18 protein-coding genes are annotated in these 12,826 nt (G+C 52.1%); all 18 read right to left on the bottom strand.

Features of this window, described 5'->3' with window-relative positions; all coding sequences use genetic code 11:
- Positions 1 to 71: 71 nt before the first annotated feature.
- The gene (locus ACS5WU_RS05975; RefSeq protein WP_046444799.1) at positions 72 to 1,133 is read right to left on the bottom strand and encodes a galactitol-1-phosphate 5-dehydrogenase; all 1,062 of its coding nucleotides are present in this window, start codon (positions 1,131 to 1,133) and stop codon (positions 72 to 74) included.
- A complete protein-coding gene (locus ACS5WU_RS05970) occupies positions 1,130 to 2,119 on the bottom strand; it encodes a sugar-binding transcriptional regulator (RefSeq protein ID WP_046444798.1) in 990 nt (329 codons plus the stop codon). Before ACS5WU_RS05970 ends, ACS5WU_RS05975 begins: the two co-directional genes overlap by 4 nt.
- A gap of 11 nt (positions 2,120 to 2,130) precedes the next feature.
- A complete protein-coding gene (gene deoC / locus ACS5WU_RS05965; RefSeq protein ID WP_059108862.1) occupies positions 2,131 to 2,883 on the bottom strand; it encodes a deoxyribose-phosphate aldolase in 753 nt (250 codons plus the stop codon).
- Between the two features lie 14 nt (positions 2,884 to 2,897).
- Positions 2,898 to 3,185, bottom strand: coding sequence for a EutN/CcmL family microcompartment protein (locus tag ACS5WU_RS05960; protein ID WP_046444797.1), 288 nt, complete (start codon positions 3,183 to 3,185; stop codon positions 2,898 to 2,900).
- A gap of 10 nt (positions 3,186 to 3,195) precedes the next feature.
- A complete protein-coding gene (locus tag ACS5WU_RS05955; protein WP_046444796.1) occupies positions 3,196 to 3,471 on the bottom strand; it encodes a BMC domain-containing protein in 276 nt (91 codons plus the stop codon).
- A gap of 28 nt (positions 3,472 to 3,499) precedes the next feature.
- On the bottom strand, positions 3,500 to 3,766 hold the full coding sequence (locus ACS5WU_RS05950) for a EutN/CcmL family microcompartment protein (RefSeq protein ID WP_046444795.1): 267 nt from the start codon (positions 3,764 to 3,766) through the stop codon (positions 3,500 to 3,502).
- 9 nt (positions 3,767 to 3,775) lie between these two features.
- Positions 3,776 to 4,078, bottom strand: coding sequence for a BMC domain-containing protein (locus ACS5WU_RS05945; protein WP_046444794.1), 303 nt, complete (start codon positions 4,076 to 4,078; stop codon positions 3,776 to 3,778).
- A 21-nt stretch (positions 4,079 to 4,099) separates the two neighbouring features.
- Entirely contained in the window at positions 4,100 to 4,645 is a 546-nt protein-coding gene (locus tag ACS5WU_RS05940) for a BMC domain-containing protein (protein WP_046444793.1), read from the bottom strand.
- Positions 4,642 to 5,958: a 4Fe-4S dicluster domain-containing protein gene (locus ACS5WU_RS05935; protein WP_302760386.1), complete on the bottom strand. Its 1,317-nt coding sequence runs from the start codon at positions 5,956 to 5,958 to the stop codon at positions 4,642 to 4,644. Before ACS5WU_RS05935 ends, ACS5WU_RS05940 begins: the two co-directional genes overlap by 4 nt.
- 12 nt (positions 5,959 to 5,970) lie before the next feature.
- Complete coding sequence (locus ACS5WU_RS05930; protein WP_046444791.1) at positions 5,971 to 7,374, bottom strand: aldehyde dehydrogenase family protein; 1,404 nt, start codon at positions 7,372 to 7,374, stop codon at positions 5,971 to 5,973.
- Positions 7,361 to 7,513, bottom strand: coding sequence for a hypothetical protein (locus ACS5WU_RS05925; RefSeq protein ID WP_307756845.1), 153 nt, complete (start codon positions 7,511 to 7,513; stop codon positions 7,361 to 7,363). Before ACS5WU_RS05925 ends, ACS5WU_RS05930 begins: the two co-directional genes overlap by 14 nt.
- The gene (locus tag ACS5WU_RS05920; protein ID WP_059108864.1) at positions 7,514 to 7,816 is read right to left on the bottom strand and encodes a EutN/CcmL family microcompartment protein; all 303 of its coding nucleotides are present in this window, start codon (positions 7,814 to 7,816) and stop codon (positions 7,514 to 7,516) included.
- 10 nt (positions 7,817 to 7,826) lie between these two features.
- Entirely contained in the window at positions 7,827 to 8,504 is a 678-nt protein-coding gene (locus tag ACS5WU_RS05915; protein WP_059108865.1) for a hypothetical protein, read from the bottom strand.
- Positions 8,501 to 9,097 (bottom strand): phosphate propanoyltransferase, encoded by a 597-nt coding sequence (gene pduL, locus ACS5WU_RS05910; RefSeq protein ID WP_059108888.1) that lies wholly within the window; start codon positions 9,095 to 9,097, stop codon positions 8,501 to 8,503. Before pduL ends, ACS5WU_RS05915 begins: the two co-directional genes overlap by 4 nt.
- 486 nt (positions 9,098 to 9,583) lie before the next feature.
- Positions 9,584 to 10,510 carry an ROK family protein gene (locus ACS5WU_RS05905; RefSeq protein WP_059108866.1) on the bottom strand — a complete coding sequence of 309 codons (927 nt, stop codon included), beginning with the start codon at positions 10,508 to 10,510 and terminating at the stop codon, positions 9,584 to 9,586.
- 14 nt (positions 10,511 to 10,524) lie between these two features.
- Entirely contained in the window at positions 10,525 to 11,040 is a 516-nt protein-coding gene (locus ACS5WU_RS05900; protein ID WP_302760995.1) for a discoidin domain-containing protein, read from the bottom strand.
- A gap of 16 nt (positions 11,041 to 11,056) precedes the next feature.
- Positions 11,057 to 11,989, bottom strand: a complete 933-nt coding sequence (locus ACS5WU_RS05895) for a hypothetical protein (RefSeq protein WP_302760993.1) — start codon at positions 11,987 to 11,989, stop codon at positions 11,057 to 11,059.
- Positions 11,990 to 12,017: 28 nt separating this feature from the next.
- The gene (locus ACS5WU_RS05890) at positions 12,018 to 12,797 is read right to left on the bottom strand and encodes an MBL fold metallo-hydrolase (RefSeq protein ID WP_059108869.1); all 780 of its coding nucleotides are present in this window, start codon (positions 12,795 to 12,797) and stop codon (positions 12,018 to 12,020) included.
- Positions 12,798 to 12,826 lie beyond the last annotated feature (29 nt).

Genomic DNA, 12,826 nt, shown 5'->3' with positions numbered 1-12,826 from the left:
GAACCTACCTCCTTGGGCCGGCGCGGCGCGCCGGCGCTTCGTTCTTTCTTTATCTGATCCGGTTTTATTATTTATTTGTCAAAATTTTCGCCGTGTGGCAGGAACAAAATCTTATTGAAGAAGAACCCGCCTTCTTTGATTTTCTGGAAAATCGCCGGTGCGTCGTCAAGCGGAAGCTTATGGCTGAGCATCGGTTTTGCCGTAATTTTGCCTTCTTCAAACAGCTTTAAGGATTCTGTCCAGTCGTAGCCCGGGAACGGATCTGTAAAGGAGTTCCACGAACCAATCAGGGAAATCTGCCCCCTCATGATGTTGTCCACTTCCTTATCCCCAAGGTTGAGGCCCTTATGGGAAATTCCCACGAATACAACCCGGCCCATTTTTCCAGCTGAATTGATCGCGTTAAGCTGTGCCGGCGGAGCGCCTGTAAAATCTACAACCACGTCCGCCATCTCGCCGTCCGTAATCTTTTTGATCTCTTCCACCGCATCCTGCTCTTTGGAGTCGATGATATAATCCGCGCCGCATTCTTTTGCAACCGCAAGCTTTTCCGCACCGAGGTCTACGGCGATCACCTTATCAGCGCCAAACACCTTCGCGCACTGGATGGCAAATAATCCGATCGGCCCCGCACCGTAAATACATACGGTATCGCCTTCCTGGATATTGCCGCGCGTCAGTCCATGAATCGCATTTGCGCACGGATCTGTCGTCGCTGCGTCCAGATAATCCACGTTATCCGGCAGCTTCATCAGGTTCTCTTCAGGAGAGCACACGTATTCAGCCATTGCGCCGTCCCTTCTGGAACCGAAATAATCGTAATCTTCACACAGGGAATAAATTCCCTTTTCGCACCATTCGCACTTATGGCAGGGCATCAGCGGCGGAACCGTTACTCTGTCGCCCACCTTGAAATTTTTGATATTTTTTCCTACTTCTTCCACTTCCGCGGAAAATTCATGTCCGATCGTGAGAGGCGCGATATGTGCCCCATAGGTCAGTACGCGCGGGATATCCGAACCGCACACGCCGCACGCCATAACTTTTAATAAAACCTCGTCGTCCGTAGGTACCGGCTTTGGTACGTCTTCCACCCTCAGGTCGCCGGGTTTATACATTCTAACCGCTTTCATTGCTTTTCCTCTCTTTGTATGTTTTTAAAGACCTTGATGACTTCCTGCGCTGTAATCTCATCCGTATAAAATCTGTTGATAATACCTCCGCGCAGCGCGCCGATGATGGCCTTTACCTTTTTTTCGCCCACCGCTACGCCAATGCGGACTTTTTTACTTTTGATGTCCTCTGTTTTCAGGCCAATCGTCCGGTCTATCACCGGTTTGCTGACCTGTTTGCCATTGATATCAAAACATCTTCCGGCAATATCGCCCACCGCGCCAAGCGCCATAATTTCGTCAAAATCCTCTTTGGAATATGCGCTTCTCGTCCGCAGCACCGATTCATAGGAAACCGCGCCCACGCTTACAATCGCCAGCTGCGATTCATGCGCCAAATCCATTACGTACTTCACATGGGAATCCATCTGGATTGCCTGAGCGATACGTTTGTTGTCCACTACCAGCGGAACCGGGAGCAAAAACCCCTGCGCCGAAAAAAACTGCGAGAACTGCTCTACGATCTGGCTTGATTTTGTGGAGCTGATATCGCCCGCCACAGAACCGTTTATCAGAACAACCTTGGAACATTTTTTGGTGTTCGGTATGGTCATGATCGTATTTGCGAGCTGCTCCATCGTGGTTCCCCATGTAACGCCGATAATATCGTCAGGCTTTACGATTTTACAGATATCGCCCGCTACGGATTTACAGGTATCCTTAAGCCTGATATCCGCGTCTTCCGTATAGGTAGGCGTAATGAATACCTTATCCAGGTCGAACATCCTGTGGAATTCATTTTCCAGCGTTTTGACGGATTCGACCGGATAATTGATCTGGAATTTCACATAACCGTTGTCCACCGCTTTTTTGATCAGGCGGCATACGGACGATTTTGAAATAAATTCCTCTTTGGCGATCTGCTCCTGGTTCATTCCCAGCTCGTAATACTTTTTGACCACGCTGATCATCAGGTTCAGCTCGTTGTTCTCGATATCTTTTGCCACTGCTTTCGCTCCTATTTTGCGCCCAATGCTTCCTGTGCTATTTTGACCGTAGCTGTGAGACCGATTCTGTCTGCTCCGGCACAGATCAGTTCCTGTGCCTTTTCCAGCGTTTTTACACCGCCGTCTATTTTGATTTTTACGTTGTTCCCAAGTATTTCCTTCGCGAACCGGATGTCTTCCACATCCGCGCCCTTGCCGCTCAGCACATTTTGTATTTTCACAAAATCCACGCCGCACGACCGTGCCATGTTAAGCACCGAAACCTTTTCATCGTCCGTATACACGCAGTGTTCAAAAACAGCTTTTACCTGCGCCTTGCCCTGCGCGACCGAAACGATCTCTTCCAAATCCCTGCGCGCATCCGACATCCTGCCGGACTTTACCGCCAGGATATTCATCGCAACGTCAAGCTCCTGCGCGCCGTTTTTGATGCACTCGCGCGCTTCAGCCGCCTTTGCGGCAGCAGACATCGCCCCATGCGGAAAACCAATCGCCGCGCATACCTTTACGCTCGAACCCCGCAAAGAGTCTGCGGCCTCCGATACATAATACGGCGCGACGCAAACCGCCGCCACGCAGTATCTGCGCGCATTGGCGCATTCCTCGCGTATCTTGTCCACGCACACGTCGGGGTTCAGCAGGGAATGCTCAAGCTTCGAAGGAACCTCAAACGCATCGCAGCACATATCCGTAATCACGGTGCTCACCGTGCTTTGCGCATGAACCTGTTCCATGACCTCTTTTATAATTTTGTCTATATCCATGCCCTTTACCCTTATCAGTTGAGCCTTGTCGTCTTGCCATCGTAGGTGAAGCTGTCCAGAACCCCGCATATCGTAACATCAGCGATAATATCTTTGTCGAGCAGCATATTTGCCGCGCCGCCGTCAACATTAACCAGAACGGTGTCCCCAACGCCCGCCTGCCCCGCGTCAAACGCAATCAGGCGGTTGCCGTCCGGCTCCCCGTTTTCATCCAGATATTCGATAATCATCAATTTGTAGCCGTAATACGACTCATCCTTGATGGTGGAAACAACATTCCCTACAACCCTTGCAATTCTCATGCGGGTCCCCTTATTTTTTCGGCAGGATCATTTCCACGTCGTTATGCGGGCTCGGAATTACGTGTACGCCATACAGGTCGCCCACGCGCTTTGCAGCCGCAGCGCCTGCATCCACAGCAGCCTTCACTGCGCCAACGTCGCCGCGAACCATGACCGTAACGAGTCCGGATCCGATCTGCTCCTTGCCGATCAGCATTACGTCAGCCGCTTTTACCATTGCGTCAGCCGCTTCGATAGAGCCGATCAATCCCTTTGTTTCTACCATTCCTAAAGCCTGTTTTTCCATTTTGTTTAACCTCGCATTTTTTAGTGATTTATAGTTGTTCCCTATATTGATCAATGAATCCCACGATTGCCGCGTCCGCGGGCGTATATTGCTTGCGGAACATACGCGCGGCCTCCTTGGATCCGATCAGATATACAAAGTCTCCCCGGCCGGCCTGCCTGGTTGCATCCGCCGCCACGATCATCTTCGTCTTTTTCCCGTTCTCTATGAGCCTTACCACCAGAAGCGGGATATTATTCAGATTTTCTTCCTTGACCGTCGCTACGACGCAGCCAACCACTTCGCCCGTATACATTCGTTTTGCTTACTTTCCCGGTGTAACCGTTGTTTTTGCAACTGTAGGCAGGATCGATTCCACATCGCCGTGCGGGCTTGGAATGACATGTACTCCATAGAGGTCGCCTACGCGCTTTGCAGCTGCAGCCCCCGCGTCTACGGATGCCTTCACCGCTCCTACGTCGCCGCGAACCATAACCGTTACGAGTCCCGATCCGATCTGCTGTTTTCCGATGAGCGTTACGTTTGCAGCCTTTACCATTGCGTCAGCCGCCTCGATTGCACCGATGAGTCCTTTTGTTTCTACCATTCCGAGTGCTTCTTTTGACATTGCTATTTATCCTCCCAGATTTTATATTAGCGATTTGATTATATCAGGATGCGGCGAGGGTATTACTACGCTCCCCGACATCAGTCCCTGAGCCTGTTTAATGGCTTTCGCCGCGTCTACAGCGGCTTTCACCGCCGCCACTTCGCCTGTCATCGTAATAAACGATTTCCCGCCAAGCCCGCGCCCAAGCCTTATTTCGATGAGGTCGATGTCCGCTGCCTTCACCGCCGCGTCTGCCGTGATGACCGCCGCGCACAATGAAAATGTTTCCATCACGCCCACCGCGCTTACTTTGCCGATTTCGCTGCAGGCGTTGATTGCCCGCGGTACCTGCTCGTGTATGCCGGAGATGATGACGCTGTCGATAAGCATTGCCCCTGCGGACTTTGCGCCCGCCTTCACGCTTGCCTTCACCGCCGCAACGTCTCCCGTCACGATCACAATATATTTTCCCGCACAGACCGGCTGTGCCGTTACCAGCTCTACGGAAGCCGCTTTGAGCATGGTATCCCCGGCCTCGATTCCTGCCGGTACGCTTACGATTTCTACCATTCCCAGTGAGTTCATGCTTTGGTTCCCCTTATCTCGATCCAGTCGTCCGTGACCTTCGTAACCGTTCCTGTGATGCTCGCATGTATTTTTGCCCCCAGGGCCTTTTCCCTGATATCCGCGATCATCGTTCCCCGCTTTACCTGCTGCCCTTCGCTTACCACCGAAACTGCCGGCGCGCCTACGTGCATTTTGAGCGGAATCCTCACCACATCCGTCCTAAGCCTCGATTGCTGCATCGGGGCCGGCACGTCGAACTCCTCGATGCCCAGCCGCGATATAATGCGCGACACCGGAAGCTTTTTGGTATCAAAGCACGTATCAACCGTGGTGAATACTTCTTTTTTGGGTTTTACCCCCGCATTCATCAGCTGCGCCTTGAAGCGCTGCATTATTTTGGAGGGCTTCAGGCCGAAGTTGCACGCGTAATAGGTGCATATCCCGCAGTCGCAGCAGGAAAAGATTCCATTCATGCTGTTCCCGATGAGGTCTACCCCGTTGGCCACCGCACGCATCGCCTTATGCGGCGCTACGTTGAGCCCCAACGCATTCCTCGGACACATCTGCGTGCACATGGAGCACTGGCAGCAAACTGCCTGTATCACCTGCACATTCATGCAGTCGTCCTTTTTCTGTACCAGCGGATGGTTTTTGGGAATTGCAAGCAGCCCGCCGGTCGTCTTTGTGACCGGAACATCCGCTGTATCGCTCATCCTGCCCATACACGGCCCGCCAATAACGTATACGCAGTCATCTGTCGTGCCGCCTGCCGCTTCAATCAGCTCCAGTCCTGAAATACCGATTGGAACCTTCAGCGTGCGCGGATTTTTTACCGCTCCGCCCACGGTTACAAACTTATCTGTGACGGTTTTGCCTTCCAGCGCCCGCGCGATCTCTGTCAATGTGCTCACATTGCACACCACAGCTCCCACATCCAGCGGCAGTCCGCCGGTCGGAACCACGCGCCCCGTCACTTCGTAGACGATCTGCTGTTCGTCTCCTGCGGGATAATAGCTGTTCATGATGTGCAGCTCCACGTCGTCCGCGCCCTGTATCGCTTTTTCAAGCGCCGCGATTGCATCCTTATAGTGATCCTTGAGGGCGATCACGCCCTTCTTTGCGCCGGTCTGCTCCATTACGGCAAGCAACCCTTCGACCACGCCGTCCGCATAATACTGCATCACCTGCTGGTCTACCCGCAAAAGCGGCTCGCACTCCGCGCCGTTTGCGATCACATATTCCGCCTTACAATTTACTTTTACATGAGTCGGAAATCCCGCCCCGCCCGCACCTACGATGCCGGCTTCGCGGATTTTACCTGCAATATCCATTTCCTGTTATCCTCAAATGATCCGCAGATCGCCTTTTAACACACATCTTCTTGCGCGGGTAAAGGTCTTTGCGCTTGTCAGCCCTTCGCCCGTCGGCGTCGCAATCGTAAGCGTCGCATAACCCTCTCCGCCGAATCCAAGTCCCGAATAGGAGGGCGCATTTTTTACAAAGATTGTCGTATTCATTGTCGATGCGGCCTTGGACATATTGCGGATATTGGTTGAATGGATGAGCGCCGAATGCTGGCATCCGCGCTCCGCACGGAACGCCTCGTCCACAGCCTCGTCAATATTCCTTACCCGTACCACGCCCAGCACCGGCATCAGCATCTCCACCGTGACAAACGGATGGTTTGCGCTCACCTCGGCAATCACGAGCCGCGGATTGCCGGTATAGGATACGCCAGACTCCTGCATGATGTAGGTTGCGTCCCTTCCTACAAATTTCCGGTTGATTACATAATGCCCGTCCTTCAAAACAAGCACTGTGTTCACAATCTTGTTAATGTCCTCGCCGCTTACGCGGTATGCGCCGTTTTTCTCCATTTCGCTCATCAGCTGGTCCGTGATGTTATCAAACGCGAACACCTCTTTTTCGGCGACGCACAGCACGTTATTGTCAAAGCTCGCGCCGTCTACGATATCCTTAGCCGCCTTGGGAATCACCGCCGTATCGTCCACGATGACCGGAGGATTCCCCGGGCCTGCGGCAACGACCTTTTTACCGGTCTTCATCGCCACTGCCACAACAGCCTCGCCGCCTGTGATCGAAAGCATTTTGATATCCCTGTGGTTCATGATAACCTGCCCGCTTTCGAGGGTAGGCTCCTTCACCGTTGTAATGAGCGTCGCAGGGCCTCCGGCCGATACGATCGCCTCGTTCAGAATCCGCATCGCTTCCTGTGATGCCCGTTTTGCCGCCGGATGCGGGTTATATACAACGGCGTTTCCCGCCGCTACCATGCTGATTGAATTATTGATGACCGTTGAGGTCGGATTGGTGGAGGGCGTGATGGAGCCGATTACCCCAAACGGCGCCTGTTCCACGATTGTAAGCCCGTCGTCTCCGCTGAACGCCTGCGTGTGCAGGTCTTCGATGCCCGGCGTTTTTTTCGCCGCAAGCTCGTTTTTCATAATTTTATGCTCTACGCTGCCGTACCCGGTTTCTTCATGCGCCATTTCCGCAAGCTTTACGGAATTTGCAAGCGCCGCCTCGCGCATTGCCGAAACAAGCCTTCCACGCTGCTCGAGCGTCATGGTCATAAGCTGCTTTTGCGCGCGTTTTGCGTTTTCCACAGCATCGTTCGCATCGTCGCACATCCAGCTTCCGCTGCAGGCGGCCCCGGCTGTTCCCGTGCCGATATTCCTTACTGTTTCTTCTACGATTTGTTTGATTTGCTGTTCACTGAGCCCCATTTTTCATCCCTCGGTTTCTTTGTTCAAACTGTTTATTTATTTTCGTTATAGCGTAGTCACAAAAGAATGAGACAAAATATTTGTTGAAATTCTTTTGCTGACGCAGCATGCAGCCTGCATTGCTGTCCTGATCTTTCATTCAAAGGGCTGCAAACTTCTCAAACACCCTTTTACCGTCCACATCCACAGAATCGATGATCGCCACGATGGACTGGTCTACCGGCTTGCCGTCAGTAATCGCCGTCTGCCGCGACGAGCTGCCGCCCACGCACATCACGATTTCCCCTTCGCCTGCGCCTACGGCGTCAATCGCCACCATCAGGCTTCCCTTTTCCTCAAAGGTTTCAATATCGATCGGTTTTACGATCAGCAGCTTCAGCCCCGTAAGCTTATCTGATTTATTGGTGCTGACCACCGTTCCTTTTACTCTTGCAATCTGCATTGTTTAGCTCCTAATAATTTAAGTCTACGCCCAGTTCCTTTGCCTTGTCCTTTGCCGATGGCGTGATGATCGCATCAGCGGCGCACAGCACCTGCTTTTCCTTTGTTTTGTATGCCGCTACCACTTCGTTTTCCGTTACCAGCGTCAGGCGCTCGCCATCCTTTGCCACAGAGCATTGATAACTCAGCACCTCCACGCCCATATCGCCAAGCGTTTCAATCACTGTAACGATCTTTTCAAAGAAGGTGTTGCGTTTGAACCGCGGCGGCTTGAAATCCAGAAGCACGCTGACCTTCCTGCCCCACAGCAGCGACCTCATGACGAGATGCTCGATAAACCCGTCGTCATTGCCCAGCGCGATATTGGATAGCAGCCCCACCTTCGGCGTCATCAGCACTACATTCGCACTGCCGGCAACCCTTTCAAGGATGCTGTCCTTCTCCTGCTCTTCCGCGTTTAGAACGCGGCTCCCAATGGGTGTGAACGACGTTCCAAACGTAATAAACTGCGCGTCCTTTCCATAACGCGTATGGATGGTTTCAAGCGCTGTTTTCGGGGACGGGATAAAGGAGGAAACAATCACAACCGTCCCCGATACGTTCTCGTCAGCCGGTTCCAATTCCTTTAACCGGTATAATACCTCTTGCGTTATTCGATTGATCAGTGCGTTTAGCTCTTCTCTGCTCATTCTATAATTTCCAGAATGTCCCCATTTTTCAACCCTGCGGCATTTGCTTCGTCCACATCGAGGTGAACCTCCATTTCATGCGCGTCGCCGCTGCGTACCAGTACGTTTTCAAAAACAACCGCACGCTGCCCCTGAGACCGCAGCGAAACGGTCTGCCCGTCGCGAAGGCCAAACGCAGCCGCCTGCTGCCCGGACAAATGCAGGTGCCTTGCAGACACCATTACGCCCTGCGCGAGCTCTACGCTCGCACGCTCGCTTACGAGCGTGCCTCCCGGCGTTCCCGCGGTGTCTCCTGACATGCGGATCACCGGCTTTATACCAAGCTTGAAGGAATCCGTAATGGAGATTTCCACCTGTGTTTCCTTTCTTGCCGGCCCCAAAACACGTATTTTTTCAATTTTGCCCTTCGGCCCCACAAGCGTAAGCGTCTCTTTGCCCGCAAACTGGTTTGGCTGGGAAAGCGGCTTTACCGGCGTAAGCTGGTAACCTTCCCCAAAAAGGGTATCGATATCTTTTTGGCAAAGATGCACATGCCTGTTTGACGCGGCGGCCGGGACATAGCGTTTTCCCGTTTTTTCCTTTACCGCTTCCAGTACCTCTGTGCGTATCTTTTGTCCCAATTCCTGCTGGTTCAAGTGGTTTCCCCCGCCTCTTTTCCTGAAAAAGGCAATACGAAACAAGCCTGCACGTCAATTCTATCTTCCGGCGCTCTTCTTTTCATATCTGTTTGCTTTTCAGGATCGTTATCTTTGCATAAGAGTTTGAATGTTTACTTCCTTGATTTTTTCTGTCAAACCCTTTGTTGTCTACTACCAAAATAAGTCATTGGAGATTGAAAGTCAACCGGTTTTGCACAAAAATTCAAATTATGAAATTTATTTCAAAACGACATTTTATTTCTCTTTTCCTCATGAAATTTATTTCACAGCTTGCGAAAATCCTAACAAACTTATTTCATTTTTGTAAAAAAAGGATATCTTTTCAAAGCGGCGAAAGCTTCTTCGCCCCCCTGTCAGGATATCCTCGTTCTTTGCTGTATTCGTTTCTTTCAAACCCGACGCTCCCAAACTCCAGTGGTTTCAGATTCCGCGGTATAATGCCGATGCGCCGATCATCGGCGCCCTGCTTCCAAGCTCTGCCGGCAGTATCCTGAATTGTTTTTTCCGCGTCCAGGCCACATATCCCTGCCGGTATACCTCGCGCTCGAGCGGAGCTACCACAAGCTCTTCGTGAACGCACAATCCCCCGCTGATAACGACTGCCTGCGGCGCAACGAGATTCACAAGCGCGGCGATGCCAAACGCCAGCTTGTCTACGCAGTCCGCAATTACTTCCTTTGCCGGTTCGTTTCCCCCGTAAGCAAGCTCAAATACGTCTTCTGTACGCTCTACACCGGAAAACGCATCCGGATAACGCTCCTTTGCTTCAAGCAGGATTCCCGTTCCGGAGCTGTAGCGTTCCAGACACCCCTGCCGTCCGCACGGGCAGTCCCTTCCGCCCGGCACAAAAACGGTATGTCCAAGCTCTCCTGCCGTTCCAAGGCCTCCGCCAAAAATCTTGCGGTCATAGATGAGCCCGCAGCCAATACCCGTTCCAAGCGTAATGCAGGCGATGCTGTCATAATCTTTTCCCGCTCCGAACAACGATTCCCCCAGGGCAGCCAGCCATGAATCCTGTGACAAAAGCACCTCGCGCCCCAGCTCCTGCCTGAAATATTCTCCCGCGGGTACGTCCACCCAGCTGATGTTGGGGCAGTATTCCACAATCCCTGTTTTTGTGTTGGTCGTGCCCGGAACTCCCGCGCCGATAAAGCCGATTTCCCCGAGCCCGATCCCGGCGTCCCCAAGCATCTTTTTTAGCGCCCGGGCGATTTCACCAATCATTTCTTTGGGCGGTTTTGCCGGTTCCATCGCTATCTTTTTTTCTGCGTGAACCGTTCCCTGCCCGTCTACCACACCCATCAGTACCTTTGTCCCGCCGATGTCGATTCCAATATTTTTCTTCATTCCGGTTCCGCCTGTCATGGATAGAGTTTGATTTGATTAATTTCCGTCCACGGGATGTCCGGCGTGGTTCCATGGTTACGCACAAGCTCCACGCGTACAAACTTTGCTTCCACGGGCTCTGCGAGCTCCACCGTCTGCCAGCCTTCCGCCTCTTCCGTTTCCACCTGTGCAATCAGCTTCCAGTCTACAGATTCGATATCATCCCCTTCGCGGCGCAGCTTTTTATCCACGTCGTCGTTTGAAACATAGATATTGATATCCTTCGCCAGCTCCTTTAGAATGCTGATTGTAACCCCAACATTACGGAACAGCCTGATCGTTGATATTTTCTGCGTCTCCCCCCAGAAATCAATCACCAGGTTCGCGGGGCCCATGGTATTTGTGGCCCACGTACCTCCATTCCTTTCGTTGTCGTCGCTGATGGCGTTGCACACCCAAAAGGTCGGATCCTTTTCTGTGTGGCTCGCCCATACCACCTTCGTATAATAAGAGCCGTCGCGTCTAACGCCTACCGGCAGCATTTCCTTCATTTGTCTGTCCTCCTTATTATGATTCGATTTCCATTTCTACATACCATGTAAGGGACGTATTTGCATATAGCACGCTTTGCTGTCCCCGTATCCGCGCAACATCCGGCCTGTCAAAGGGCGCGCTGCACGGCTCCAGAAATATGTTGTAAATGTCACGGAACCCTCCCCTGTTCTGCAAAATTCCCAGATAAGGAATCCGGTCTGCCGGGAATCTCATCGTGAGCTTTGTCCCGTCAGGATACTTAATTGCACACCAGCCGTCCTTTAGTTTGTTTTTAAAATAAAACTTTTCCGACTCGTTTTCCGGTTCGCCCATAACGCTCATATCCCTTTGCTTTCCATCTTTCGTTGTAAAAACAGGGTAAGAAAACTCGTCTCCATACACGCCGATTTCCCCTTTGCTCGAAAACACGGCGATTCCAGTAGTGCAATCCTCAGGCACAAAAAGCCGGAGTCCCGGCTCGCTGACAAGCATTGTGTGGCCCGCCCACAAAAAATCCATATCAAACGCGCTCAGGTTCGTCGCCTTGTAATCGATCCGCAGGCAGTTTTCGCGAACCAGGCTTACGCGTTTTTCAAACAGGTACGGCAAACGTACGCCGTGCATTTTGAACGTAGCGCTTTCTCCTTCTATTTTTGTATCGCAGGCAAGGTTCCACACCTCGCCGTGATCCGCAAGCTTCGTTCCCTGCCACGGAAAATTTTCGCAGTAGCAAACGTCGATGGTTGGAAACATATCGTCCATCCCGCAGCATTCGCCGTCTACGTAGCTGCCGTCGAAAGGCACCCTGCGGTAGCTTTCCTCCGGGCGCTGAACCATAAACTGGCGCCGTCCGTCCGAAAGGTAAGCGAGGTTTGCCCCTGTGTCCGGCAAAAAACGCACTTCCAGCATTCCATTTTTTAAAACAACCGCACGCTGGTCTTTATAGCTTCCTTCATAACAGGGCATAGCGTTTCATCCTTTCCGGTCACGTTCCTCAGTAAATGCAGATATCCCCGGGCGTAACCATATCAAGCCTGCAATCCGGCGCATATTCCGGGAAGGTATCGAGCGCTTCAATCGGATTTCCAAGGTGCTTGGGAAACGTCCAGAAATGGTGGGGAATACATACGCGCGCATGAAGGTCGGCTGCAAACTGAGCCGCCTCTTTCGCGTCAAGGTTCCCAAACGCACCGTTGATTGGCAAAAGCGCTACCTCCGGGCGCAGGGCAACCGCACCCTGTAGCCGTGCAAGGCTGTAGGAAGTGTCGCCCGAATAATATACCTTCGTAAAACCAAAATCCAGCAAAAGACCGAGCGCCTCCGGCGATAGCTCGCCATGATCGCAGTCCAGCGTTTTCAGTTTAAATTCACCCAGGTCGTAGCTCTTGTTTTTTTCAATGCAATGGATACCGTCCGTTTTGATCCCCGCTTTTTCCGCTTCTTCAATACATACGCGGTTTGCATAGCATTGCGTTTTTCCGTTTCCAAGAAAAAACGGCAGCGCTTCCATATCAAGGTGGTCTCCATGCTCATGGGAAATCAGCAGGTAATCCGGCTCAATTTCATCCGGTTCAAAAAGCGGCGCGGACAACCTCTTAAACGCAAGCCCTTCCTCTTCACGGAACAGCTTATACACATAATCCGTAAGGTACGGATCGATCAATATCGTTTTTCCGCCTGCCGTTTTGAGGAGGAACCCCGCCTGTCCGATCCATACGACGCACACGCTGCCCGGTTCTACCTTCAAATTTTTTATTTTCTCTGAAAATCTCATTGTCACACCCGCCTTATCGTTACCCCCTG

This window comes from Christensenella sp. KGMB01412, from assembly GCF_055522415.1.
Note: the sequence above shows the minus strand (reverse complement) of the source record. Positions and strands in the feature narration are given on the sequence as shown.